This is a genomic window from Aeromicrobium yanjiei (genome assembly GCF_009649075.1).
GTDB classification, from domain to species: Bacteria; Actinomycetota; Actinomycetes; order Propionibacteriales; family Nocardioidaceae; genus Aeromicrobium; species Aeromicrobium yanjiei.
Genome location: NZ_CP045737.1, coordinates 1,269,838 through 1,295,271 on the forward strand (window position 1 = coordinate 1,269,838; position 25,434 = coordinate 1,295,271).

A 25,434-nucleotide genomic window follows, 5' to 3' on the forward strand; every position below is an offset into this window, starting at 1 on the left:
TCCGGCGGTCACTTCTTCGACGTGGACGTACCGCTCTCCAGGATGGAGACGATCGAGTAGAGCGTGAAGCAGATCGCGCCGAGGCCCACCAGCACCCGTGCGGCGATGAAGACGTTCGTGTCGGTGACCGAGAGCTGGAAGGCGAACGCCGCCAGGAACAGGCAGCTGAGGGCGGTCACGACCGGGATCAGGGGCACCCGGTTGGCGAGCGCGAACGTGCGCCGCCACACCAGGGCGAGCAGGCCGACCTTGCTCAGGATGCTGAAGCAGACCAGGCCCAGGCCGATCATCACGAAGCCGGGTGTCTGGTAGTACGGCTCCTTGTCGAGGATCAGCAGCACCACGCCCCACCCCATGCTGAGGGCCCCCATCACGATCACGAGCCACGGCCAACCGACGCGGTCCCGCGGACCGTAGGTGTCCTGGACCTGGCGCAGGATGCTCAACACCAGCCCGATCAGGCTCGTGCAGATCATCGCGAGGCCGCTGACCACGTGGCCCACCGTGAACCTGCTCGGCGAGGTGGTCATCAGCAGGTTGCCGATCCCGAAGGCCCAGGCGGCCGCGGCCATCAGCACCGGCAGGGCTGCCAGCACGACGAGGGAACCGCGGGAGAAGGCCCCTGATGGCGTCGTGTGGTCGCCGACCGCCTTGGCGGAGTTGGCAGGGATCATCGAGAACTTGGTGGAGGCTGTCGCCACGGTGGCCACGCACCCGCAGATGAGGCCGAGCCCGAAGACGACGTGCCCAGCGACGTACTCCGGGCTCGTACCGCTGCCCGAGACGCCGGCGAAGAGATTGATGCCGTACGCCGCGGTGCCGATCGCCGCCAGGTAGCCGAGCGTCGGGTACAAGATCCGGTCGACCGTGTTGAACCGGCCGATCAGCTGGCGGATGATCGTGGCGGCGGTGCAGAAAAGGCACAAGCAGATCGCGCCGAGGAACGTGACCACGCGCCCGGCGACGAAGTTGCCGGGCGCGTCGCCGTCGTTCCAGACGTAGGCGCCGAACCCGACGCAGACGCCCATCATGGCCAGGGGGATGGCCCGGAAGATGATGCTCACCCAGTAGTTCATGTCACCACGACCCATCTGAACGTCGGCGTCCTTCGACCTTCCAGCGAAACACGAATGGTGAGGAGGGTCGCAGGTCCTTCGGCCCGTGTGGGCGGCGGACGGGGCGCCTACGGTCCGAGGGTGGAGGCCATCAATGCAGGCGCGCCGAAGCGCTCGGTCGGGCCCCTGGGCCTGACCTTCGTGGCAGTCGGCGGCATGGTGGGATCCGGCATCTTGTTCGCGCCACTGTTCGCTGCCCGTCGGGCCGGACCGGCGGCGATCATCGCGTGGCCCGTCGGGGGCCTGCTGATGCTCTCGATCGCCCTGGTGTTCGCCGAGGTCGCCGCGATGCTCCCGGTCGTCGGGGGGCTGGGCAGGATGCCGACATTCAGCCATGGACGGGGCGTCAGCATCGTGGTCGGCTGGGTGGCCTGGGTCGGATATGTGACCGCTGCGCCGATCGAGACGCAGGCGATGCTGGAGTACGCGAGCAACGAGCCGGCCTTCGACTGGCTGTTCGTGGCCAGCTCGTCGGCGGACGGGGAGAGCGCATTGAGCCTGGGCGGTGTCGTCGCGGCCGCAGTCGTCATGGCGGCGTTCGTGGTGTTGAACGCCTTCGGCGTGGCGGTGTTTGCCCGCTTCAACACCATGCTGACCTGGATCAAGGTCCTGGTCCCCACCGTCATCGCACTGGCGCTCCTGACCCGGTTCTCGACCGACCCGATCCGCGAGCAGGGATTCGCGCCAGAGGGTCTCAGCGGGGTGCTGGCCGCGATCAGCAGCGGTGGGGTGGTCTTCGCCTTCCTCGGCTTCCGCCATGCCCTCGACATGGCGGGTGAGACGAGACGGCCGCAGCGGACGATCCCAGTGGCTCTCATCGGTGGGATCGCGCTGTGCACCGTGCTGTTCACCGTCCTGCAGATCGGCTTCGTGGGCGCCCTCGACCCCGACCAGGTCGCGCGGGGCTGGCCGGAGCTGCAGCACGGTGGCGCCAACGGGCCGTTGGCGGCCATCCTGACCGCGCTGGGCATGAGCCTCCTGGCGAAGACCGTGATCGCTGATGCCGTCATCGGTCCTTTCGGCGCCGGTCTCGTCTCGACCGCGTCGACCGGCCGGCTCGCGGTGGCGGTGAGCGAGGCCGGCCTGTTCCCGCCCAGGATCGCCCGGTTCTCGATGGCCGGGGTGCCGCTGCCGGCCCTCGTGCTGAACCTGGTCGTGGGACTCGTGCTGCTGGTCGGCTTCCGGGACGGCTGGTCCGAGCTGCTGGCGTTCAACTCCAGTGCCATCGTGCTCTCGATGTGCCTGGGGCCGATCACGGTGCTCGCCCTGCGCAGGCAGGTCCCGGACCGTCGTCGTCCGCTGCGGCTGCCCGCCCTGCCGGTGTTGGCGCGCTTCGCCTTCGTCGTGGTCGGGCTGATCGTGTACTGGACCGGATGGGACACGATGTCCAGGCTCGCGATCCCCGTCGTGCTGGGTGCCGCCATTCTGGCGTGGCGCGTCGTTCACGATCGGAAGCTGGCGGCGACGCTGGACCTGCACTGCGTCGCCTGGCTCGGGCCGTACTTCGTGGGGCTGCTCGTCCTGGCGTTCGCGGGTCGCTACGGCGGCGGTCGCGAGTGGCTGCCGCCGGGCGTGGACCTGGCGGTGGTCACCGGCTTCGGGCTCATCATGTTCGAGTGGGGACTTCGTTCCGCCCTGCCCGCCTCGAAGGCGGCGGCCCTGGTCGCGGAGGTCCCGCCGGTCACCGAGGCTCCGCCGGCGCCGCCGGGGCACAAGCGTGCCTGAGCCTCAGCGGCCGAGGATCCTGCGGAGCCAGCTGTCGTTGTGGGGGTCGGCGTGGCCGTTGCACCACTGGTCGTCGGGCACTCCGGCCTTGACGTCGGCGACGTGCTGGCCGCAGCCCGCCCAGGTGGTCTTGTGGCAGGTCTTGCAGGTGACGGGTCGACACATGTGGGGATCCTTCTCTCTCTCGGGTCAGGCGGGGGTCTCGTCGGCGTCCAGCGCGTCTGCGAACTCGCAGACGGCCGCGTACGCCCGAGCGCCGTGGATCGTCGCGGGGCCACCGTGCATCAAGAACGTGACGCCGATGGCCTCGGCCGCTTCCTGACGGGTCGCACCGGCGCGGACGGCGGCCTGCGCGTGGGACGCCACGCAGCCGTCGCAGCCCTCGACGACGCCGATGGCCAGGGCGATGAGCTCCTTGGTCCGGCGAGCGAGAGCGCCGTCGGCGAACGCGGCGGAGGAGAGGGCGCCGAAGCCCTGGTAGACGTCGGGAATGGCCTTGCGCAGACTGCGGTGCAGCGGTGAGAGCTCCTGCAGCACGGACTTGCCGTGCGAGTGCTCGACGTGGGTGGTCGTCATGATGATCCTTTCGATGGCGCTTCTCTCGCGCATCCGCTTCAACCCCCCGGGGGGATGCAGATTCACCGTAACACAACCCCCCGGGGGGATGTACCATGAGCGGCGACGAAGGGAATCCCCATGAAGCTCGAGGCCGATGAGGTCAAGGCCATCACTCTCCGCCTGAAGAAGGCCAACGGTCACCTGGCATCGGTGATCCGGATGCTGGAGGAAGGTGCGGAGTGCGAGGACGCGCTGACCCAGATCGCGGCAGTCAGCAAGGCCATCAATCGCGGGGGCTATGCGCTCGTTGCCACGGGGCTTCAGCGCTGCCTGGTCGAAGGTGGTCCTGACAGCGTCGACGCGAAGAAGATGGAGAAGCTGTTCCTCGCACTGGCGTGATCCAGTGCGCGGCCGGACTCAGGCGACGGCGGGCGTCTGATCACCTGGTGGGGCCGGCAGGGCCGCCATCGCGGTCTCGGCGATGCCCAGGAGCTCGTCGGTGCTGCCGCCGTCGCGTGCACAGCCCGACATGCCGCGCAGGACGGCAACGAGGAACGACGCGAGCCGATCGGTGTCCGTGCTCGCCGCCAGCTCGTGGTCGCGTACGCCTTGGTTGAGTCGGTCCTTGAGGCGCTGACGGATCGCCTCGCGCTGCGCCTCGAGTCGCGGCTCCGTCAGCATCAGGCACCCGGGCGGGGTCGCTGGGTCGGTGTGGGCGCGGGCGGTGTCGTGCAGCACCCGTGCGATGGCCTCACGCGCAGTCGGCAGCGCCGTGGCGTCGTCGACCGCCTCGCACGTGCGCTGGAAGTACAGCGCTGAGGCCTCCTCGAAGAGGTGCTGCTTGTCGCCGAATGCCGCGTAGAGGCTCGGAGGCGTCACGCCCATCGCCGAGGTCAGCATCGCAACGGAGGTCTCTTCGAAGCCCGTGCGCCAGAACTGCTCGACAGCTGCTGCAAGCGCGGCTTCGCGATCGAAGCTGCGGGGTCGTCCGGCCATGCCTCCAGCATAACGTATCGATCGCTACAGAACGTGCTACTGTTCTGATCGCCAATCAATAGTGATCGTTACAGAATGGATCGTCATGGACATCAAGGGTGCGGTGGTGCTGGTCACCGGAGCCAACCGGGGCATCGGGGCCGAGTTCGTCGAGCAGCTCAAGAGGCGTGGAGCGGCCAAGGTCTATGCCGCCGCGCGCGACGTCGGCACGATCGAGGCAGACGGCGTGCACCCGCTGGAGCTCGACGTCACGAGTGCCGGTCAGATCGCCGCGGCCGCGGCCGCGGCAGGGGACGTCCAGGTGCTCATCAACAACGCCGGCATCTCGACGGGCACCCCGCTCGTCTCGGGGGACGAGGCGATGATCCGGCGCGAGATGGAAACCAACTTCTACGGACCCCTGCTCATGACCCGGGCCTTCGCCCCCGTCCTGGGGGCCAACGGCGGCGGCGCGATCGTGAACCTCGTCTCGGCGCTGTCGTGGTTCACGACCCCGACCGGTGGTGCGTACGCTGCGTCGAAGGCGGCGACGTGGATGCTGACTGACAGCACGCGCCTCGAGCTCGCCGCACAGGGCACGCACGTCGTCGGCGTCCACATGGGGCTCGTCGACACCGACATGGTCAAGGGGATGGACGCCCCGAAGATCGCTCCCTCGGAGCTGGCGAATGCGGCTCTCGACGCGATCGAGTCGGGTGAGGCAGAGGTGCTGGGCGATGACTGGGCCCGGTTCATCAAGTCCGGGCTGGCCCTTGAGCCCATGGCGCGTTACGAGCAGATCTTCGGCGCGCTGGGAGCCTGACCGTCCCGCGTCACCGGACCCGCGCGGAGGCCCGTGTCGTCGCCGAGGCGGCGAACGTCTCAGGCGCTTTCAGGAACCGGACTCGGTACGTCTGGCGCCCCCTCGGTTGATCCCGGAGCGTGAGGTTGAGGCGCCCGTTCTTGATCGCTCGCGTGTAGACGGCGTCGCCTCCGGCGCCGCGACGGGCTACCTGGACTCGACCGTCGAGCAGGGAGGTTGACACGCTTTTCGCCTTGACCGCGATCCGAAGGCGTACGGTCCGGTGGTGCCGGCTGGACGAGGTAGCGGTGACCCGAGGTTTCGTCGTTGCAACCCTGGAGGTCGCGCGCGACATGAACGACAGGGATGCGCCGCCGCGTCGAGGGCGGTACGTGACGCTCAATCGAGCCCGATGGTCGGCCTTGGTGACCCGGTACGTGCGCCCCGTCGCGCCCGGGATGGTCTTGCCGTCACGTCGCCACAGCCATGACGCACCCGCCTGGGGTGTCTGATCGCCGGAGGTGAGCCTCGCCTCGATGACTTCCCCGTATGTGGGCTCCGCGTCCGACACCACCGGCAACGGCGGTCTCATCACGACGTCCAGATCAACAGTCGTCTCGACCTCGACCGGGGTCCAGGTGCGGGCGTCCCTTGGTGAGACTCCCTCTTGGTGTCTGGTCGCGTAGACCCCAGAGGGGTCGGTGAATGTCATCAGGTACTTCGTGCGGGGCCGTCCAACAAATCTGTAGCGGCCGAGAGCATCGGTGACCTGCGTCTGACCCTGGGGATGAGCGGGTCCTGCCATGACCAGGATGCCGGGCAGGGGGAGACCCGTCGAATCTCGGACAGTGCCCTGCAATGAGCCGCCCTCCCGAACGATCACGTCCTCAGTGGCTACGTCCCCAGCATCCACCGTGATGCGTCGCGCGTCGTCCGGGACGTCAGGTCCCGCGTCCCAGCCCGAGAGGAATTTTCCGTAGGCTCCCCCGGAGAAGACAGCCTCGTAGGGATCCGGTGGACCGAACCTTAGGACGTAGGTGCCTTTGCTGAGGCTTCTGACTTCGTACTCGCCGTTGTCGTCGGTGGTTGCGTAGTACGACTGTGTGTTGAAGGGGATGTCGCCTGGCCGCGTGTACAAAGCGGTGACCGTGGTCCGCGGTACTGGCCGGCCTGATGCGTCCGTGACCTTGCCGCGGATGTGAGCGCCGCGGCGCACCGGCAGGTCGACCCGTGTCGTCTCGCCCGCCTCGACCCGCACGGGGGTGGCCTCCTCGGGGTCGTCAGTGCCCCCGAGGTAACCGGTCGCGACGTCGAGCGGCGTGATGGTGCCTCCGTTCTTGTTGACGAAGCGGAGACGGTACGTGCCCGCGGGAAGCCCACCGAGGCGGAACGTGCGCCCGTCCGAGTCGACGCTCCACACCCCATTCGGGTTGTCCAACCACGTGCTGCCGTCGCGCGACTGGGCGACAACGCTTCCCACCGGGTCACCGTCAGGAATTCCGGGCGGAAGGATGATCTCGCCCTCGATCGTCCCGGCGCGCTCGAGCGTGGCATCGATACCGGTGATTTTCTGCCCTGGCGCGACAGTCACGATCTTGGCGTCAGCCGTGGTGTGCCCTCCGCCGAAGAACTCCCAGGCGCTCTCACCAGCCATGGAGCTGTAGAACATGACTCGGTACTCGCCAGGCTCGAGGTACATCGTGAATGTGCCGGCTGGGACGACGTGGGTGCCGCGTTGCGTGCCGCTGGGGGCCAGGGGGTAGGCAACGACGTCGACCCAGTCGCCGTGGTCGAGGCCGTACCCGGTCACCGTCCCGGAGATGGAAGCCTTCGCGTCACGTTCGGAGCTGCTCGCGGCACCTGGGCTGCCAAGGAGCGCGATCAGCAAGAGCGCCGCCGTGACAGCGGCGGCTGGGACCAGACGAAGACGCATGGCTGAAGCGTAGGTGCGATCGGACCGCCCCACCGACGATTCGGGCTCTGGACCGCACCGCATCTCACCGGGACGTGAGCCCCGCCAGCCGGACGTGATCGTCATGAGCCGGACCGAGCAGATCTTCGGCGCGCTGGGAGGTTGACCGCGGCCCGATGAGCCCCTCCATTTTACGAAATGGAATTGAACGTGGCCGACTCGCGAAACATTCGCTGTCTACGTTTCAACTCATCGGATGATCCGCGGCACATTCAAGATCCTTGATCGGCTGCACGCTCTCCTTCAGAACGGAACCACCTCGTTTTCAGGAGACCACTGTGCACCACTCGCCCCTCATCGTCGGCCTCTGCGGCAACCCCGCACCGGCGTCCAAGACCCTCACCCTGACCACCGAGGTCACCGCTGCCCTGGCCGACTTGTTCGCCGGCGCAGCCACCGAGGTCATCGATCTGTCCACCCACGCCGAGCGCGTCCTGGTGTGGGGCGACGAAGCTGTCGCCGCATCACGTGACCTGCTGCGCAGCGCCGACCTGCTCGTCGTCGCGACACCGGTCTACAAGGGCGCCTACACCGGGCTGCTCAAGGCGTTCCTCGACGGCTTCGACCTCGGCGAGCTCGCGAACGTCCTGGCAGTGCCGGTCACCGTCGCGGCGTCGCCGGCTCACGCGCTGGCCGGTCCGACCCACCTGGAGCCCGTGCTCAGGGAGATCGGCTGCCTCGTCCCCGGTGGCACCCTGCACGTGCCAGACAAGATCGCCCGCGACGCCGACGCCCGCTCCGTCCTGGTCGCCGAGTGGATCAGCGTCCGCACGCCGATGCTGGCGACGGCCGGACGGGAGCTCGTCCGATGACGACGACGCAGGACCACCTCGAGCCCCAGACGTTCCGCAGTGCCCTGGCCAGCATGGCCACACCGGTCAGCGTCGTCACGACCGAGCTGGCCGGCGAGCGGTTCGGATTCACGGCCAACAGCTTCACGAGCATCTCGATGGCGCCGCCCCTCGTCGGTGTCTACATCGCCGAGACGGCCTCCGCGTACCGCGCGTTCATGGAGACCGAGACCGTCGCGATCAACATCTTGGCCGCGGATCAGGCCCACGTCGCCCGCCAGTTCGCGACCAGCGGGATCGACAAGTTCGCAGGCCTCGACTTCGATCCGGACCTCGCCGGCGCCCCGGTGCTGGCCGGCACCCAGGTCAGCTTCGTCGGCGCGATCGTGGACCGACCCGTCATCGGTGACCACGTGCTGCTGGTCGTCGCGCCGACCCGGTCGACGATGCCGGGGCCCCAGCCCTTGATCTACCACCAACGGTCCTTCTGCCAGCTGCCGTCCGTCTGAGGAGCACACATGACCATCACCGCACCGCACAAGCTGGGCAGCGGCCTCCGCGAGCCCGAGATCGTCGTCACCGGCGCCCGACGGACGTACGAGCTGGCCGACTACTCCCACCTAGTCGCCTTGCACGACGTCGACGTGACGATCGAGGCCGGCTCGTTCACCAGCGTCATCGGGCCCTCCGGCTGTGGCAAGTCCACCCTGCTGCGCATCATCGGGGGTCTGGAGACGCTCGACGAGGGGGACGTGACGGTGTGCGGTGTCGCACCGCGCGAGGCCGCCGCGGCCAAGGCCCTGGGCCTCGTGCCCCAGAAGCCGGCGTTGCTGCCCTGGCTCGACATCTTCAAGAACGTCACCCTGCCGGCCAGGGTCAACCGCCGCCACAACCGGTCGCCGCTGCCCGACATGGAGCACCTGCTGCAGAAGGCCGGTTTGGGCGACGCGATCCACAAGCTGCCGAGCCAGCTGTCCGGCGGCATGCAGCAGCGCGCGGCGATCGTCCGGGCCTTCGGCCTGCGACCCGACGTCATGCTGATGGACGAACCCTTCTCGGCACTCGACGAGTTCACTCGTGAAGCCCTGCAGGAGCAGCTGCTCGACCTGTGGGACGAGACCAAGTCGACGGTGGTGTTCGTGACTCACTCGATCAGCGAGGCCGTACGGCTGTCCGACCGGATCGTCGTCATGGCCCCCCGGCCGGGCCGGGTCGTCGACATCATCGACGTCGACCTGCCGAGACCGCGCAGCGCCGCGCTGATCAAGACGCCGGCATTCCACGCCTACGAGGACCTGGTCCGTGAGCGCCTGCAGGCGGCGTTCGAGAAGCCCCACCACCCGGCGACCGAGAAGGGACGCGTCTGATGACCGCGATCGAGCTGACGTCCAAGGAGACGACCAGGGGCGGACAGCCGTCACTGGTCGAGACCTCGACCCACCTGTCGGCGCTCGCCGTCGAGGCAGCGCTGCCCGCGGCGGTACGTCGCAAGCGTCGCCAGAAGCGGCTCGCGATGCTGCATCCCCGGTTCTGGCTGCCGTTCGGCGTCGTGCTCGTCGTCCTCGGCTGGGGTTGGAACATCGGTGCCGACAAGATGCCCTACCTCCTGCCGCCGCTGGGAGACGTGTTCGGTGCCATCAAGGACGAGCCGCAGTACTTCCTGGAGAACGCGTGGGTGACCCTGCGCGAGGCCCTGATCGGGCTGGCCATCGGCTTCGGGGTCGCGTGCGTGCTGGCGGTCGTGATCAGCGAGTCCGGCATCGCCCGGCGCGCGATCATGCCGGTCGCGGTGGTCCTGAACGTGACCCCGCTGGTCGCGATCGCACCGGCGCTGGTCGTCGCCTTCGGCTTCGGCGCCGCGCCCAAGCTCATCCTGACGTCCCTGATCTGCTTCTTCCCGATCCTGATCAACGCCGCCGTGGGGCTCAGCTCGGTCGACCGCCAGGTGCTCCAGGTGTTCCAGACCGTCAATGCCTCGCGGTGGGAGGTGCTGCGACACATCCGCATCCCGAGCTCGTTGCCCTACGTGTTCGCCTCGCTGCAGATCGTCTTCCCGCTCTCGGTCGTCGGCGCCGTCGTCGCCGAGCTGTCGGCTGCCGGATCCGCGGCCGGGCTCGGCACCACGATCCAGGTCGCCACCTCCATGAACAACATGGCGATGGTCTGGGCCGCGATCTTCGTGCTGGCCGTCATGGGCTCGCTGCTGTTGCTGTTCGTGACGGCCGTCGAGCGCAAGATCCTGCACTGGCACGAGTCCAAGCAGTAGCCGGCCCGTCCACCCGCACCGCTTCCTCACCCTCTCCCGCACCGCCCACCCCACAAGGAGCTGACCCATGCCCAGTCGCACTCGCTTGCGTTCGACCCTCGCCGCCGCCGCCGCCGCGGCGACCCTCCTCACCATGACCGCCTGCGGCAAGGACTCCGAGGGATCGTCCTCCGAGAAGGCCGGGACGGCGGGCTCCGCGATCTCCGCCGATCGCTGCGCCGCCAACAAGGCTGCCGGCACCATCACCTACATGTCGGGCTACTACTGGCAGGCATCCGCATCGATCCTCGAGGTCATCTCGGCCGACCAGCTGGGCTACTTCGAGGACCTGTGCCTCGATGTCGAGATGCAGCCCGGACCGGGTGACACCTCCCAGAACGCCAAGCTGCTGGCCGCCGGCAAGGTGACGATCAGCCCGCTGTCCGAGCAGGACGTCATCACCTCGAACCTCAACGGGCTCGACATCACCGGTATCTCGTCGTACTCCAACGCGGGCCTCGACGTGCTGATGACCACCCCCGAGATCACCGACCTCACCCAGCTGAAGGGCAAGAACCTCGGCCACAAGGGCTGGGTCCCGATGAGCGTCAGCGCGATGCTGGCCAAGGCCGGGCTCGAGGGCGAGGCCGTCAAGCAGGTCAAGGTCGGCTACGACCCGTCGATCCTGCCCCGCGGCCAAGTCGACGCCCTGACCGCGTTCGTCTCCAACGAGCCCAACCAGCTCAAGAAGGCCGGCAGCGAGGTCACCGTCTGGTCGCCGAAGGACTTCGACGTCCCTGCCTCACTGGGCGCCTTCGCCGTCAACCCCGCGTTCGCCGGCAAGCACCCGACGGCTGTCGAGGACTTCCTGCGGGCCAGCTTCAAGGCGTACACGCACTGCGCGGACGACGCGAACGTCAAGGAGTGCATCGGCTACCAGAAGGATCTCGCCGGCGCCGAGTCCGACTCCGAGCACGAGACCGAGGTCTGGACCACCGAGACCGCGGTCGTCGCCGACAACCCGTTGCCCGGCAAGTTCGGGTCGGTCGACCTCGACAACGTCAGCGCCCTCGCCGAGGTCGTCGCGACCTCGATCGGCGCCGACGTCACCGGCGAGCAGGCCGTGAAGTGGTTCGACAACTCGTTCGCCGACGCCGTGGTCGGCGACGACGGCGCCGTCATCTGGCCGGCACGCTGATGTCGGCGTCCACGGAGTACGGCGTCTTCCTGCCCATCGGCAACGGCGGCTGGATGGTCTCGACCACCGCACCGCACCCCGAGGCCAGCTACGCCTACAACAAGCAGGTCGCCCTCGACGCCGAGGAGGCCGGGCTCGACTTCATCATGACGATGGCCAAGTGGAAGGGCTTCGGCGGCACGACCGACCACTGGGGCGAGACGCTCGAGTCCATGACCATGATGTCGGCGCTTGCCGAGGTCACGTCGCGGGTCAAGATCTGGGCGACGATGCACGCCAACATCCACCACCCCGCCGTCGCGGCGAAGATGTACACGACGCTGCAGCAGATCTCGAACGGGCGGGCCGGGATGAACATCGTCAACGGTTCCTACCCCGACGAGTTCACCCAGATGGGCCTGTGGGAGGAGCTGAGCAAGGACGACCGCTACCGGATGACCGAGGAGTGGCTCATCGCGGTCACCCGACTGTGGTCCGAGCACTCGGTGTCGATGGAGTCTGACTTCTTCACCCTGGACGCGTGCGAGTCGCGACCCCATCCCGCGACGCGGCCGACGATCATCAACGCCGGCACGTCGAAGCAGGGGATGGACTTCCAGGCCAGGTATGCCGACGGGGCCTTCCTGGGCGCCGACACCTTCGAGGAGATGGTGGACAAGTCGGCCTACGTCCACCGCGTGGCCAGGGAGCACGGCCGCGAGTGCAAGACGTACTCGATGATGACGGTCGTCCTGGCCGACACGGACGAGGCCGCACAGGCCAAGGTCGCCGAGTACGGCGAGGGAGTCGACCGCGAGGCGCTGCTGAACATGAGCCTGGCCTGGGGTGTGCCCCTGGACCGGGCGCGTGCCTGGGCCGACGACGCCACCGGCGAGGAGGCCTTCCAGGTGCAGTACGTCGCCGGGTCGGCCGAGACGGTCGCGACCGAGATCCTGCGACTCGTCGACCTTGCCGACCTGGACGGCTTGATGCTCATCTTCCCGGACTACCTGACCGACCTGCCGGCGTTCGGCCGGACCGTCCTGCCGCTGCTGCGCGCAGCCGACACCGCCACCGGCCCCACCACCCACGAGGACCTGACCCATGCCTGAGACATCCGCCTTCCGCAGCGTCGCCGAGTCGCTCGACGCGCTCGACCGCAGCCGCTTCGAGTCCCTGCGAGGCCTGACCGGCGCCCTCCTGGTCGTCGACGTGCAGCACGACTTCGCGGCGCCCGAGGCCATCGGCCACATGTGCGAGACCCCGCAGGACCTGCAGAACGTGCAGGATGCCGTCGGGCAGATCCACCGCCTCGTCGACGGCGCCCGCGCCGCCGGCGTCCCGGTCGTGTGGATCCAGCTGGAGACCTCGCACACCAGCTGGACGGTCAACAACTGGCTGCGCAACGGTTCGCGCGACATCCCCCTCGGCGAGCACAATCCCTGCATCAAGGGGACGTCCGGAGCGCAGTGGTACGGCGGCCTGGCCCCCGCCGACGGTGAGCTCGTGGTGTCCAAGGACTCCTACTCCGGGTTCATCGGCACGACCCTGAAGGCTGACCTCGACCAGGCCGGCATCGACTGGGTCATCGTCACCGGCCTCACGACCGAGTGCTGCGTCCACTCCACGGCCAATGACGCGATGCAGCACGACTTCCCGGTCATCGTCCCGTCGGACGCCTGCGCGTCCTACGGCACCGACTTCCACGACGCGGCACTCAAGTCGCTCGCGCTGAACTCGTCCATGGTCACCACGACCGACGTCGTCCTGTCGCACCTCGCCACGTCCGAGCAGCAGGTCTCGGCATGACGGGCATGCACCTGGCACTGGACCTGTCGTTCTCGCACACCGAGGGACGCTGGGCCATCCCGGGATCGTTCGTGGGCCGGGATTTCCCCGACGTGCGCGCCTACATGGAGCTGGCCCAGATGGCCGATCGCGGGGGCGTCGACCTGCTGTTCTTCGGCGACGGGTCGGGCATCCCCAGCACCTGGCAGGGCAGCCGCGACGGTGCCGTGGAGTGGGGAGTCCAGTGGCCCCGGCACGACATGAGCCCGGTCATCGCAGCGATGTCGACCGTGACGGAGCGGGTCGGCTTCGGCCTGACCTACTCCTCGACGTTCATGCACCCGTTCTACGTGGCCCGACTGCTCAACAGCCTCGACCACGTGACGAGCGGGCGCATCGCCTTCAACGTGGTGGCCTCGACCCGCTTGGCGGACGCCCAGAACTACGGCTACGACCAGCTGCTGGAGCACGAGCTGCGCTATGAGCGCATGGAGGAGTTCATCGGGGTCTGCAAGGCGCTGTGGCGGTCCGTCGAGCCCGATGCGATCCTCCGCGACCGGGAGACCCGTCGGTTCGCCGATCCCACCAAGGTGCACCCGATCGACCACCACGGACGCTTCTTCGACGTCGCCGGCCCCCTGGCATCGGTGCCGAGCCCGCAGATCGAGCCGGTGCTGGTGCAGGCCGGGGCGAGCCCCCGCGGCATCCAGGCGTCCGCGAGCTTCGCCGACCTGGTGTTCGGCTTCGGCACGTCGCTGGCCGGCATGCAGCGGCACCGCTCCCTCCTGGACGAGCAGCTCACGGCGCAGGGCCGCGACGCACAGGCTGTCGGCATCCTGTGGGACCTGCAGGCCGTGATCGGTGCGACCGAGGAGGAGGCGCAGAACCGCAAGCAGACCATCCTGGACGCCTGGACGCCCGAGATGGTGGCGGTCTCGCTGTCCCACAACTCCGGATACGACTTCTCGACCCTGCCGGACAAGTTCCGGCTCGGCGATCTGCGCGAGAGCATCATCGCGGCCCAGGCGAGCCCGGCCGGTCTCGTGGGCACCCTGGTGCAGGAGCTCGGGGAGGACCACCTCATCACCAACGAGGACTTCTTCTCCCACGGCTGGGCAGCGGCCACCGGGGTCGACCACATGCTGGTCGGCTCCGCCACGGCGATCGCCGACGAGCTCGAGGAGACGTTCGCGGCCACCGGGTCACGGGGCGGCTTCATGATCTCCAGTCCGTCGGCGTTCCCGTCCGGTTTCGCCGCGGTGGTCGAGCTGCTGATCCCCGAGCTGGAGCGTCGCGGGGCCATGGCCGAGCGCGCACCGGGTCCGCAGACGCTGCGGCAGACGCTGTGCGCCTGAGGTCCACGCCCGGCCTGCGCGAGCAGACCCTGCTCCTGTGCCTGATGATCGCCGCGGCCCAGATGACGTGGGGGTCGATCGTCCCGGTGCTGCCGTTGTACCTCGAGCGGTACGGCCTGGCGGTGGGGGCGCTGGGGCCGATCCTTGCGGCGTTCGCGGTCGGCCGGGCGCTGGTGAACACGCCGGCGGGGCTCGCCCTGCGCTGGCTGCAGCCTCGGCGCTACCTGTGGGCGGTCGCGGCGTGCCTCGTGGTGGTGACAGCGCTGACCGGCTTGGCGACCACCACGACGTCGATCATGGCGATGCGCTTCATCGCCGGCGTCTTCGGGGGAGCGGTGGTGACGATCGCCTTCTCGGTGCTCGTCACCGCCGCGCCCGCCGACCGACGCGGCGCCACGGTGGCGATGTCGATGATGGCGATGACCGGAGCCGTGGCGGCGGGCGCACTGCTCGGGGCCGTCGTGGTCGAGCTGTTCGGCCTCCGCGCGTCGTTCGTCGCGGCGGCGGGGCCGCTCGTGATCGTCCTCGTCTGGGAGGCACTGCGACCGGCCGCCCGGTTCTGGGACGCGTACCGGCCGCCGGCTCCCCAACCGCACGTGCAGGCGAGCGGCTCGGCACCGCCCGAGCCGCCCGAGTCGGCCGGTCCGGTCGGATCGAGACGACAGCTGCTCGGCGCGTTGTGCGGCGTCTCGTTCGCGACCTTCTTCGTTCGGTTCGCCGGCGAGCAGGGCCTCGTACCGGTCATGGCCTATGACGGCGCCGACATGCGCCCCCTCACCTTGTCGGCCGCCATCGCCGTCGGCACGGTCGCAAGCCTGGCGCTGGCACCCGTGCTGGGCCGGGTCGTCGATCGTGGGGTGCGTCGCCCGGTGCTGGTGCTGTCGGGTGTCGCCGCTGCCGCGGGCGTCGCGGCACTGCCGCTGCTGGCCGAGGCATGGCTCTTCTCCCTCGCGCTGGTCGTGTACTTCGCCGCCACGACTTCGCTGAACGTCGTGCCCAGCGTCATCGCGGGGGAGCGCTGGGGACCGGCTGAGTCGGGGGCGGTCATCGGCCTCACCCGCACCGTCGGCGACATCGGGGCCGCAGCCGGACCGCTGGTGATCTTCTGGGTCGTCGAGCAGACGTCCTGGCTGGCGGCGTGCCTGCTCATGGCCGGGCTGCTGGTCGGCACGGTGCTCCACCTGGCCCGTGTGGCCCCGCGAGACGTCGTCCGAGAGGTGCGTGAGCATGCCGAACCCCGCGATCACTAATCTGCGAGCATGGAACGACGAGAAGATCCCGTGGACGACGAGGCGTCGTGGCGCCGCTTCACGCCAGGCGCGCCCGAGCGCGAAGCTCTCCTGGCCCTGTCCGCGGAGCTCGGGCTTCGCCTGCGGCCGCGGCTCGTCCCCCTCAGTCTCGGCACCACGTTCGAGGTCGAGGGCATCGACGCCGACGACACCCACCTGGTCCAGGTCGTCGTCAACCGGGGCGCGTTCAGCTCGAACCAGCGCAACAAGGTGCTGGCCGACATGTTCAAGCTGCTGTGGCTGCGTTCCACCCGCTTCCCGCAGGCAGAGGTGTGCCTCGTGCTCAGCGAGTCGACGGCCGAGGCGTTCAAGCCCCGGGCCTGGACCACGCTGGCAGCCGACGAGCTGGGGTTCCACCTGTTCGTCGTCGCCGAGACCGGCACGGTCACCCGCCTCGTGCGCGAACCCGTCTAGCCCTCCGTCCTCCCCGGCTCTCCGCCGCCCAACGGCCCCGGCCGCTCGGGCAGCACGCTTGCCGGTTCCTCACCGAACCGAACCGAGCGAAAGGCCCCCGAGATGACCATGAGCACCCCGACCAACGCCAGCACCCCGACCAAGGAGTACGGCGTCTTCCTGCCGATCGGCGACGGCGGATGGATCATGTCCACGACCTCACCGCGCCCGCTGGCCGACTACGAGTACAACAAGAGGGCGGCCCTCCACGCCGAGGACATGGGCCTGGACTTCATCATGACGATGGCCAAGTGGCGCGGCTTCGGCGGCGACTCGGACTACTGGGGCAACACGTTGGAGTCCATGACGCTGATGTCGGGCCTCGCCGAGGCCACCGAGCGGGTCAAGGTGTGGGCGACGATGCACGCGAACATCCATCACCCCGCTGTCGCCGCCAAGATGTACACGACGCTCCAGCAGATCTCCGGCGGTCGCGCCGGCATGAACATCGTCAACGGTGCCTATCCCGGCGAGTTCACCCAGATGGGGCTGTGGGACCACGACCGCACGCAGGAGGACAAGTACCGTCTGACGTCCGAGTGGTGCGAGGCCGTCACTCGGCTGTGGAGCGAGGACACCGTCAGCATGGAGTCGGACTTCTTCACCCTCGACGAGTGCGAGTCGCGACCCCATCCCGCGACGCGTCCCGCGATCATCTCGGCCGGCAACTCGTCCCAGGCCCGCGCCTTCCAGGCCGAGTGGTGCGACGGTGCGTTCATGGCTGCGAACGACCTGGAGACGATGAAGGCGCAGTCGGACGACGTCAAGGCCCGCTCCGCCGCCCTGGGACGTGAGTGCCGCACGTACGCGATGCTCACCGTCGTGCAGGGCGACACCGACGCAGAGGCCGAGGCGCTCGTGGCCGAGTACGGTCGCGGCATCGACCGTCCGGCGATCGCCCTGATGCGGCAGTCGTGGGGCATCCCCGCGGAGCATGCGCTGAACTGGGCCAACGGGGCCGGTGCCGAGGGCGCCTTCCAGACTGCGTACGTCGCCGGCGCGGCGGACACGATCGTCGATCACATCCGGCACGTGGTCGGCGAGACCGGTCTGGACGGGCTGATGCTGATCTTCCCCGAGTTCGACCGTGACATGGTGCTGTTCGGTGAGACCGTGCTGCCCGAGCTCCGGCGGCTCGACGCCCTCGACGCGATGGACGCGGCCGTGGCGAGCTGACGGCGTACTCCGCACGGAGTACGGCGAAGTGCCTGCTGTGGCCGGACGCGTCAGCCCGGTCAGGCTGACAGCGTCATCTCCATGACTTCTCAGCTCAGAGCACCTGACCACAGCGGTGCCGACACCAGACCGAAGAGATCCCGGACCAAGACCCTGCTGCCTTGGCTGATGGTGGCCATGTGGGTCGGTCTGGTGGTGGGCGGCTACTCGCTCGCCGGCAAGCTCGACTCCGTGACCCGCGACGGGCAGGCCGACTACCTGCCGGCGAGCGCCCAGTCGACCAAGGTGCTCGAGGCCGAGGCCAAGCTGCCCGGCGGGGAGAACGGCCTGCTCGTGGTGGTGTCCGAACGAGCCGGCGGCCTCCAGCCAGGAGATCGGGAGGCGGTCGCGCGCGGCCACGCCGAGCTCGTGGAGCGATTCGGCAGCGACGGCGAAGGGTCGCCCGAGATCGTCGAGTCCGACGACGGCACGGCCCTGATGTACGCCCTGTCGCTCGAAGGTGATGCGGCCGCCGAGGACGCCGACGTCACCCCCGATGCGCGTCAGCTCCTCAAGGACCAGCCGGACGGTCTTGACGTGTACGTCACCGGTCCGACCGCGCTGGGGGCCGACATGGACGAGGTCTTCGATGCCGTCGACTCGAGGTTGCTGCTCGCGACGGCCGGGGTGGTGGCGCTCCTGCTGATCCTGACGTATCGCAGTCCACTGCTGTGGCTGGTCCCGCTCGCCTCGGTCGGGGTCGCGGCCATCACGTCGATGGGTGTCGTCTACGCACTGACGCAGGTCTTCGACTTCACGATCACCAGCATGAGCTCGGCGCTGCTGATCGTCCTGGTGTTCGGTGCGGGCACCGACTACGCCTTGCTGCTCGTGGCTCGCTACCGCGAGGAGCTGCACCGTCACGAGCGACCGATCGACGCCATGCTGGCGGCACTGCGCGCGGCCGGGCCGGCCATCCTCGCCTCCGCAGCGACCGTGGTCGCCGGACTGTTGTGCCTCTTGGTCGCTGATCTCAACAGCATCAGCAGCCTCGGGCCAGTCGGTGCGGCGGGCATCGCGGCCGCACTGGTGGTCATGCTGACGCTGTTCCCGGCCCTGCTGGTGCTGCTCGGACGCCGTGTCTTCTGGCCGTTCGTGCCGCGGCTCGGGGCTGACGTACGCGTATCCGGATCGCGGTGGGCTCAGCTCGGCGAGCTGGTGGCACGTCGCCGCGTCGTCGGCTGGGCGGTGCCGCTGATGATCCTCGGCGGTCTCGCGCTGGGCACCGTCGGTGTCAACAGCGCCCTTCCGCAGCTGGACCAGTTCACCCGTTCGACACCGGAGTCGGTGACCGGGGCGAAGCTGATCGAAGAGCGCTACCCCGACCAGGGCGGTCAGCCGTTGACCGTGATGAGCCGACCGGCCGAGAGCCGGGAGGTCCTGGCTGCGGTCGAGAGCACGTCGGGGGTGGCCAGCGCCGAGATCGGCCGGGCCGGCGACGACTGGGTGGAGATCTCGGCGATGCCGGTCGACCCGCCGGAGAGCTCGGGTGAGACCGCGACGATCCACCAGCTCCGGGAGAACGTGCGCGAGGTCGCCGGTGAGGCCGCGCTGGTCGGCGGTCCGAGTGCCGAGAAGCTCGACGAGGCGGAGACCAACAAGAGCGATCGCAATCTGGTGATGCCGCTGATCCTGCTGGTGGTGCTCGCCATCCTGGGGCTGCTGCTCCGGGCGATCGTGGCTCCGCTGGTGCTGGTCGCCACGGTGGTGGTGTCGTACTTCGGAGCCCTCGGACTGTGCAACCTGCTGTTCGATCATGTGCTCGGGTACGCCGGGTTGGAGTCGTCGGTGCCACTGATCGGATTCCTCTTCCTGGTCGCGCTGGGTGTCGACTACAACATCTTCTTGATGACCCGGGTGCGTGAGGAAGCCGTACTGCACGGCACCGTCGAGGGCACGAAGCGTGGTCTCGCCACGACCGGCGGCGTGATCACCTCGGCAGGCATCGTGCTGGCGGCGACGTTCGCGGTGCTCGCGTCGCTGCCCCTCGTCATGCTCGTCGAGATCGGGATACTGGTGGCTGTCGGCGTGCTCATCGACACCTTGCTGGTGCGGTCCATCGTGGTTCCGGCACTGACGATGTCCCTGGGTTCGCGGATATGGTGGCCCAGCAAGCTCTGGCGTGCAGAACAGGACCGTGTCGATGACCGGGTGTGAACGATGACGGCGCTCCGTCCGCCAGTGGTCGACAGGCTGCTGGCGGCGGGGTCGTTCGTGCTCGGCGTCGTCCTTGCGCTGACGCTCGAGTCGGTCGACTTCGACGGTGAACGGCGTGTGGACCTGTTGGCGATCGCGCTCCTGGGAGCGATGTCGCTGCCGTTGCTGGCTCGCCGTCGTTGGCCGATCCTCGTCGTCCTCGCGGTCGTCGTGGTGTCGACGCCGTACCACCTGCTCGACTATCCCCACGAGGCCACGATGGCGGCCTCGTTGGTGGCGGCGTTCACCGCGGCGCGCTACAGCGAGCCGGAGCGGCAGGCACTCGCCGCGCTGGTGGCGGTGGCCGCGGTGACGGTGCCCGTCCTCGCCGACGAGGCGTCAGGGGGATCCGGCGATGCTCTCCTCGGAGCCGGCTGGCTGTTCATGGCCTTCTTCGCCGGACTGGCGGTCCGCTTCCGCCAGAACTGGACGGCCGCCGTCGCCGCGCGGCTGGAGCAGGAGCGCGCCGACGAGGTCGAGCGGCGGGTCGCCGAGGAGCGGGTACTGATCGCCGCCGAGCTGCACGACGTCCTGGCGCACGGCCTCGCGGTCGCGAACGTCCAGGCGTCCGTCGCTGCCCACCTGATCGATCAGCTCCCGACACGAGAGGATGCGCCGCTGCGGGAGCTGTCCGGCACGCTGCACAGCCTGTCGGACACGAATCGGGCCACGCTCCACGAGCTGCGGGCCGTTCTGGACGTGCTTCACGGAGGTGGGGCCGAGCCGACCGAGCCGGCCCCTCACCTCGGTGAGCTGCAGCGTCTGGTGGACATGGCCGAGGCGGCGGATGTCCGGGTCGACGTGGAGGCTGACGGTGTCCCGGACGAGCTGCCGTCGACGGTGTCCGTCGTGGCCTATCGGATCATCCAGGAGTCGCTCTCCAACGTCATCCGACACTCGACGGCCAAGCACGCGACCGTGCGCCTCGACCAAGACGGCCGCCACCTGCGGATCGCGGTCATCGACCGGGGGCCCGCGCGACCCAGCACGACCGAGGCACCCGCCGGCTTCGGGATCGCCGGGATGACCGGGCGGGCACAGGCCGTCGGAGGCGAGCTGTCCGCCGGCCCGGACCAGTCCGGGGGATTCGAGGTCTGCGCCCGCCTGCCGCTGCCGGAGATCTGGCGGGTGCCGTCGTGATCCGGGTCCTGCTCGCCGACGATCAGGCGCTGGTGCGCGGCGCGTTCGCGCTTTTGGTCAACTCAACGGATGGCATGCAGGTCGTCGGGGAGGCCGGCACCGGCGACGAGGCGGTGACGCTGACCCGGGACCTGCGCCCCGACGTCATCTTGATGGACATCAGGATGCCACGCACCGACGGCATCGAGGCGACCCGGCAGATCGTCGCCGACGGCGGATCCAGTGACAGCAAGGTGCTGATCCTCACCACGTTCGAGACGGACGCCAACGTGCTGCGCGGGCTCCGCGCGGGGGCGTGTGGATTCCTCCCCAAGGACACCCGTCCCGACGCGCTGCTGGACGCCATCCGCACCATCGCGGCGGGGGAGGCGCTGCTGTCATCCGGCGCGACCCGAGCAGTCATCACCCGTGCGCTGAGCCGCCCCGAGGCTCCCGCGCCCGAACGGCTGGCCAGCCTGACGGCGCGCGAGCACGAGGTGCTTCGGCTCGTCGCGGCGGGCCTGAGCAACCAGGAGATCGCGGACGAGCTGGTCGTCAGCCCGCTGACCGCCAAGACGCACGTGGGCCGCATCCTCGCGAAAATGGGCGCTCGCGACCGGGTCCATCTCGTGATCGCCGCGTACGAAGCGGGTCTTCTCTAGGTCCTGAGCCACGCAGCGGGATCACCTCGTGGGATCAGAGCGGGGGAGTGCCTCGCTGGGCGTCGTACGCCTGCTGGCTGGCCTCGATCTGGGGATTGTGAGCGACCGCCCACTCCGCGAGGCGGACCGCGGGGTCGATCAACGTGCGTCCGGCATCGGTGAGCTCGTACTCCACCCGCGGAGGCACTTCGGCGAAGACGTCCCGGCTCACCAGGCCGTCCCGTTCAAGGTTGCGCAGCGTGCGCGTCAGCATCCGCTGAGAGATGCCGGGGATGCGCTGGTGCAGCTCGGTGAACCGCATCCGGCCGTCCTCGAGGGTCGCAACGACCAGGAGGGTCCACTTGTCGGCGACCCGGCCGAGTATCCCGCGGATGGCTCGGCCGCCATCACCTCGGATGAGGCAGGTCTTTTCGTACGTCGACATGTGTCTCCTCTCGCCTCCCGTTGTGGCCAAGGCACACGCATGTGCCTTTTGTGGACGCTATCTCGGTACTCAACAATGGCGCTACTTACCTTCAGTAACGAATGGAGTTGGACATGGAGATCGCCTACTGGATCGTCGCGGGTCTGCTCGCCCTGATGTACCTCTACTCGGGCGGCATCAAGCTGGTCCAGAGCCAGGAGAAGCTGGCGCCGATGATGGCCTGGGCGGGTACGGCGGTGCCGATGTCCGGCGTCCGTGCCATCGGGCTGCTCGAGGTCCTCGGCGCGGTCGGGCTGATCCTCCCCCCGCTGGTCGACGTCGTTCCGGTCCTCGCGCTGGTGGCGGCGATCGGATTGCTCGTCCTTCAACTGCTCGCAGGACTCTTCCACCTCTCGCGGCACGAGACCAAGGACATCTGGCTCAACGTGACCCTCGTCGTCGCAGCGGCGGTGACCGTCTGGCTGGCCACCGCGGTCTGGAGCTGAATCGCCGCAGCCGTGCGGCTCTGTCGTCACGGCTGGCTGTGATGTCATCTGGGAGGGGCAGGACCTCATGGTCCTCGTCTTCGTTGCGGTCTCTGTGCCATCACGCATGGCATTGCAGGACAGCTCGTTCTATGACGCGCTGCTCATCTCTCTCGTCGTCGGAGTCATCTGTGTGCCTGCTTGGCGAGGGCCGGGAGAGACCAATCAAGGAAGCGCGAGACGAAAAGGGTCAGAGCGCCGAACGGTCCGGCCAGACGCCGAGATCCTAAAACCGGCAACGCCTTCACCGATCAACCAGAGCAGTCCGGCCAGCGCCGCGAAGGCGACGAATACCCCGAAGATCACGCCGCCGGACGTGGTGCGCGCCGGGAGGTCATACCCGAGGGCTCCGAGCCCACCCAAACCAGTGAGCCCAGGAAATAGGCGAATGCCCACACCGCCACGAGCGCACGGAACGACGTCCGAGCAACGACTCGACGTGTAGGTCGTCCAAGCGCGGCTGCGGCACGCCTCAGCCAAGACGACTCTCGACACCTATGGGCACCTCTGGCCAGACCGTGGCGACTCCTCCCGAGCAGCAGTGGCGGCGGTCTATCGCCCGCGAGTCCCTAGCTTGGCGCACGCCGGAGTGAGACAGAACGAGTATCTGGTCGCCAGAATGCCGAAGTGCAGGAACGCGATGTGGCTACCCATGCCGCGCAGGGGCATTCTGCCCAGAACGACGCGCGAGAGTCGCTTGGAATGCGCATGAGCAACGCGGCGCCCAGAACACAGGGCTCCAGACGCGCTGTAGGTCCGTTCTGTGCACGAGGGAAACCACCCCCCACCTCCTCGTAGAGGAACGGGCTCGATCCGAACGCGTGCAATTGGGCCGATTTGTCTGCGCCTGCGGTGAAGGAATCCGGACAGCTGGTCCCTGTTGCGCTAGCGTCGGTTCGTGACCGCGGACGCACCATATGAGGCGAACTCAGCCGGCTTTTCCACCCTCGCCTTGTCGGACTGGCGACAGTTTGGTGATATCAGTCTTGCATTCCACCCGCGGCTGACGGTGCTCACAGGCGCGAACGCGACGGGGAAAAGCACGATCCTCGGCATCTTGGCCCGCCATTTCGACTGGATCCATCCCTTTTCAACTTCACCAGTCCGCACTCGCTCGAAGTCTGGAGAGTGGATTTCTGTCGGTAGAAGGCGAGCCAAGCGCATGTCCCGGCAACCGGGATGGGCTGAAGTTGGCACATTGACGTACCGATCAGACAAGTCGACTGCAATCGCTGTACCTCTGGAGGTGCAAGCGAACCTCTCAAGTCAGTACGACCTTCTTATGCCCGATCAGCAGGAGGTCGCCGGTGCCTTCATTAGTTCGCACAGGGCAGCGTCTGGGAGTTACTCGCCTGTTCAAAGCATTCCTACGGCCGCGGCAAACGCGGATCTGCTGTTCGACTCGCTTACCAATGAAATCCGCGCAAGGTGGGCTGGAACTTGGACTGGCAAGACGCCTCAACTCGTGCTGAAGGAGTCGATAATGGCAGCCGCCGTTTTCGGCAGTGGCCCTGGACATGACTCACTTTCGTATAACCCGACCATCCACAACTTATGGACTGAGTTCGGGGTTGTTCTCCGCACGGTGCTTCCAGCGTCGCTTCGATTTCGGCGGATCGTGGTTCGTACTCCCGATGTTGTGCTCGAAACGGATTCAGGTGACTTTGTCCTCGACGAAGCTTCCGGCGGAATTATGTCGATCATTGAGATGGCCTGGCAGATTCTTCTACGTTCGCATGGCAGCAGCGCCACATTCACTGTGTTGCTTGACGAGCCTGAGAATCACCTTCATCCAAGCCTTCAAAGAGAAATGCTCCCCAGTTTTCTTCGGGCATTTCCCCAAGTCCAATTCATTGTTGCGACGCACAGCCCATTTGTTGTGACAGCGACCCCAGCGTCGACGGTCTATGCGCTGGACTACAACGAACGGCAACAGGTAGTTAGCAGGGTATTGGACTACTCGAACAAGGCTGCGAGTGCAGAGGAGACACTCAAGAACGTCTTGGGCTTGCACAGCACCGCGCCAACTTGGGCTGAGAGCGCGTATCAAACCATTCTTGCCCGGTATGCGGGAGAGCTGTCGCCGCAGCGACTGAGCCTGCTCCGCGAAGAGATGACGCAGATTGGCCTTGTGAAGAATTTTCCTGAGGCCGTGGTCGACCTCGCGCACCCGGAGAATCTCGAGTCGTGAGGGCCCTTGAGAAGACCGTGAAGCCCAAGGTCTTGGTCGACCACGAAGATGCCTGGAGGGACCGTTACGTCGCCGCTGCCGCCACTGGTGACAACGAGGAGAAGAAGAGGGCTGAGCGGTGGAGACACGAGCAGATCAGAGAAGCGCTGAGACTGGAAACGGCGAGGAAATGCGCCTACTGCGAATCGTCGTTGGGGAGCGTGTCGTTCGCGCACGTTGAACACATTGTCCCGAAGTCCCTGCATCCTGAACTAGCGCACGAGTGGGTCAACCTGACTCTCGCATGTGAAATCTGCAACGTCGGGAAAGATAAGTACTGGTCTGCCGAGAACCCAGTGCTAAATCCGTACATCGACGATATCTCCGCTTCCCTTACGTTTCTTGGCGACTTTGTCGGCGCGCCGCTTGGTGACGTCCGCGGATCGGTGACCATCAACTTGTGCGGTCTCAACCGTCTCGACTTGATTCGTGATCGCACCAACCGGCTGATTGCCGTCAAAGGCATGCTTGATCAATGGCACAGTGCGACCGGCGTGCAGAAGGACGCACTCGCGTACGCGATTCGTCTCGACGCGGCCTCCGGCGAGTTCACCGCGAGTGTCTATCAGCTACTCCGAACGTTTCATTTTCCGGTTAAAGAGCCCGTTGCCGATCCCTCGTCAGATATGCCGAACGCCGTCGAGTTTGAATAGGCGGGGGCATGACGTTATCCATGCACAATTCTGCCAGCGCCGTCTACGCCCCCTTTTCGACTCCCACCATTTCACCGGGTCGAGCCGCCGCGAGCCGCCGCGGGCCGTGGCATGGCTTGGGTGACGTCAAAGTCTCCATTGTCGTGTAGGACGAAGCGGTCTGTCA

General features: G+C 67.7%; 26 protein-coding genes. 20 read left to right on the plus strand and 6 right to left on the minus strand.

Features of this window, described 5'->3' with window-relative positions:
- Positions 1-8: 8 nt before the first annotated feature.
- Positions 9-1,064 (minus strand): DUF2776 family protein, encoded by a 1,056-nt coding sequence (locus GEV26_RS06410; RefSeq protein WP_208431033.1) that lies wholly within the window; start codon positions 1,062-1,064, stop codon positions 9-11.
- Positions 1,065-1,196: 132 nt separating this feature from the next.
- Between GEV26_RS06410 and GEV26_RS06415 the strand changes: the two genes are divergently transcribed.
- Complete coding sequence (locus GEV26_RS06415) at positions 1,197-2,840, plus strand: APC family permease (protein ID WP_194839981.1); 1,644 nt, start codon at positions 1,197-1,199, stop codon at positions 2,838-2,840.
- A gap of 3 nt (positions 2,841-2,843) precedes the next feature.
- Here the strand turns inward: GEV26_RS06415 and GEV26_RS17865 are convergent, their stop codons facing one another.
- Both GEV26_RS17865 and GEV26_RS06420 read right to left on the minus strand, forming a co-directional pair.
- Positions 2,844-3,005, minus strand: a complete 162-nt coding sequence (locus GEV26_RS17865) for a hypothetical protein (RefSeq protein ID WP_194839982.1) — start codon at positions 3,003-3,005, stop codon at positions 2,844-2,846.
- Between the two features lie 24 nt (positions 3,006-3,029).
- A complete protein-coding gene (locus GEV26_RS06420; protein ID WP_153652295.1) occupies positions 3,030-3,416 on the minus strand; it encodes a carboxymuconolactone decarboxylase family protein in 387 nt (128 codons plus the stop codon).
- A 120-nt stretch (positions 3,417-3,536) separates the two neighbouring features.
- On the opposite strand from GEV26_RS06420, the gene GEV26_RS06425 reads away from it, so the two are divergent.
- Positions 3,537-3,797, plus strand: coding sequence for a metal-sensitive transcriptional regulator (locus tag GEV26_RS06425; protein WP_153652296.1), 261 nt, complete (start codon positions 3,537-3,539; stop codon positions 3,795-3,797).
- A gap of 18 nt (positions 3,798-3,815) precedes the next feature.
- Here GEV26_RS06425 and GEV26_RS06430 read toward each other — a convergent pair whose 3' ends face one another.
- Positions 3,816-4,394 carry a TetR/AcrR family transcriptional regulator gene (locus tag GEV26_RS06430; protein WP_153652297.1) on the minus strand — a complete coding sequence of 193 codons (579 nt, stop codon included), beginning with the start codon at positions 4,392-4,394 and terminating at the stop codon, positions 3,816-3,818.
- Between the two features lie 85 nt (positions 4,395-4,479).
- On the opposite strand from GEV26_RS06430, the gene GEV26_RS06435 reads away from it, so the two are divergent.
- A complete protein-coding gene (locus GEV26_RS06435; protein WP_153652298.1) occupies positions 4,480-5,196 on the plus strand; it encodes an SDR family oxidoreductase in 717 nt (238 codons plus the stop codon).
- A gap of 10 nt (positions 5,197-5,206) precedes the next feature.
- On the opposite strand, the gene GEV26_RS06440 is transcribed toward GEV26_RS06435, so the two are convergent.
- The gene (locus GEV26_RS06440; RefSeq protein WP_194839983.1) at positions 5,207-7,108 is read right to left on the minus strand and encodes a carboxypeptidase-like regulatory domain-containing protein; all 1,902 of its coding nucleotides are present in this window, start codon (positions 7,106-7,108) and stop codon (positions 5,207-5,209) included.
- A gap of 317 nt (positions 7,109-7,425) precedes the next feature.
- Between GEV26_RS06440 and GEV26_RS06445 the strand changes: the two genes are divergently transcribed.
- The 14 genes from GEV26_RS06445 (at position 7,426) to GEV26_RS06510 (ending at position 21,437) form a co-directional block, all read left to right on the plus strand.
- On the plus strand, positions 7,426-7,959 hold the full coding sequence (locus GEV26_RS06445; protein ID WP_194839984.1) for an NADPH-dependent FMN reductase: 534 nt from the start codon (positions 7,426-7,428) through the stop codon (positions 7,957-7,959).
- Entirely contained in the window at positions 7,956-8,447 is a 492-nt protein-coding gene (locus GEV26_RS06450; protein ID WP_153652301.1) for a flavin reductase family protein, read from the plus strand. Before GEV26_RS06445 ends, GEV26_RS06450 begins: the two co-directional genes overlap by 4 nt.
- 9 nt (positions 8,448-8,456) lie before the next feature.
- Positions 8,457-9,305: an ABC transporter ATP-binding protein gene (locus GEV26_RS06455; RefSeq protein WP_153652302.1), complete on the plus strand. Its 849-nt coding sequence runs from the start codon at positions 8,457-8,459 to the stop codon at positions 9,303-9,305.
- Complete coding sequence (locus tag GEV26_RS06460) at positions 9,305-10,204, plus strand: ABC transporter permease (RefSeq protein WP_153652303.1); 900 nt, start codon at positions 9,305-9,307, stop codon at positions 10,202-10,204. The genes GEV26_RS06455 and GEV26_RS06460 overlap by 1 nt, the downstream gene beginning before the upstream one ends.
- Before the next feature lie 67 nt (positions 10,205-10,271).
- Positions 10,272-11,381 carry an ABC transporter substrate-binding protein gene (locus GEV26_RS06465; protein WP_153652304.1) on the plus strand — a complete coding sequence of 370 codons (1,110 nt, stop codon included), beginning with the start codon at positions 10,272-10,274 and terminating at the stop codon, positions 11,379-11,381.
- The gene (locus tag GEV26_RS06470) at positions 11,381-12,472 is read left to right on the plus strand and encodes an LLM class flavin-dependent oxidoreductase (protein ID WP_153652305.1); all 1,092 of its coding nucleotides are present in this window, start codon (positions 11,381-11,383) and stop codon (positions 12,470-12,472) included. Before GEV26_RS06465 ends, GEV26_RS06470 begins: the two co-directional genes overlap by 1 nt.
- Positions 12,465-13,169, plus strand: a complete 705-nt coding sequence (locus tag GEV26_RS06475) for a cysteine hydrolase family protein (RefSeq protein WP_153652306.1) — start codon at positions 12,465-12,467, stop codon at positions 13,167-13,169. Before GEV26_RS06470 ends, GEV26_RS06475 begins: the two co-directional genes overlap by 8 nt.
- Positions 13,166-14,503 (plus strand): NtaA/DmoA family FMN-dependent monooxygenase, encoded by a 1,338-nt coding sequence (locus GEV26_RS06480; RefSeq protein ID WP_153652307.1) that lies wholly within the window; start codon positions 13,166-13,168, stop codon positions 14,501-14,503. The genes GEV26_RS06475 and GEV26_RS06480 overlap by 4 nt, the downstream gene beginning before the upstream one ends.
- Positions 14,494-15,753: an MFS transporter gene (locus GEV26_RS06485; RefSeq protein WP_153652308.1), complete on the plus strand. Its 1,260-nt coding sequence runs from the start codon at positions 14,494-14,496 to the stop codon at positions 15,751-15,753. The genes GEV26_RS06480 and GEV26_RS06485 overlap by 10 nt, the downstream gene beginning before the upstream one ends.
- Before the next feature lie 9 nt (positions 15,754-15,762).
- Complete coding sequence (locus GEV26_RS06490; protein ID WP_153652309.1) at positions 15,763-16,206, plus strand: hypothetical protein; 444 nt, start codon at positions 15,763-15,765, stop codon at positions 16,204-16,206.
- Positions 16,207-16,308: 102 nt separating this feature from the next.
- The gene (locus GEV26_RS06495; RefSeq protein WP_208431034.1) at positions 16,309-17,421 is read left to right on the plus strand and encodes an LLM class flavin-dependent oxidoreductase; all 1,113 of its coding nucleotides are present in this window, start codon (positions 16,309-16,311) and stop codon (positions 17,419-17,421) included.
- An 81-nt stretch (positions 17,422-17,502) separates the two neighbouring features.
- On the plus strand, positions 17,503-19,617 hold the full coding sequence (locus GEV26_RS06500) for an MMPL family transporter (protein ID WP_153652310.1): 2,115 nt from the start codon (positions 17,503-17,505) through the stop codon (positions 19,615-19,617).
- Positions 19,618-19,620: 3 nt separating this feature from the next.
- Positions 19,621-20,796: a sensor histidine kinase gene (locus GEV26_RS06505; RefSeq protein ID WP_153652311.1), complete on the plus strand. Its 1,176-nt coding sequence runs from the start codon at positions 19,621-19,623 to the stop codon at positions 20,794-20,796.
- Positions 20,793-21,437, plus strand: a complete 645-nt coding sequence (locus GEV26_RS06510; RefSeq protein WP_153652312.1) for a response regulator — start codon at positions 20,793-20,795, stop codon at positions 21,435-21,437. Before GEV26_RS06505 ends, GEV26_RS06510 begins: the two co-directional genes overlap by 4 nt.
- Before the next feature lie 34 nt (positions 21,438-21,471).
- Here GEV26_RS06510 and GEV26_RS06515 read toward each other — a convergent pair whose 3' ends face one another.
- Positions 21,472-21,861 carry a winged helix-turn-helix transcriptional regulator gene (locus GEV26_RS06515; RefSeq protein ID WP_153652313.1) on the minus strand — a complete coding sequence of 130 codons (390 nt, stop codon included), beginning with the start codon at positions 21,859-21,861 and terminating at the stop codon, positions 21,472-21,474.
- Positions 21,862-21,974: 113 nt separating this feature from the next.
- Here GEV26_RS06515 and GEV26_RS06520 point away from each other — a divergent pair, with 113 nt between their 5' ends.
- From GEV26_RS06520 to GEV26_RS06530, 3 genes are all read left to right on the plus strand, one after another.
- A complete protein-coding gene (locus GEV26_RS06520) occupies positions 21,975-22,346 on the plus strand; it encodes a DoxX family protein (RefSeq protein ID WP_153652314.1) in 372 nt (123 codons plus the stop codon).
- Positions 22,347-23,283: 937 nt separating this feature from the next.
- Positions 23,284-24,576, plus strand: a complete 1,293-nt coding sequence (locus tag GEV26_RS06525) for an AAA family ATPase (RefSeq protein WP_153652315.1) — start codon at positions 23,284-23,286, stop codon at positions 24,574-24,576.
- Positions 24,573-25,268 (plus strand): HNH endonuclease, encoded by a 696-nt coding sequence (locus GEV26_RS06530; protein ID WP_153652316.1) that lies wholly within the window; start codon positions 24,573-24,575, stop codon positions 25,266-25,268. The genes GEV26_RS06525 and GEV26_RS06530 overlap by 4 nt, the downstream gene beginning before the upstream one ends.
- Positions 25,269-25,434 lie beyond the last annotated feature (166 nt).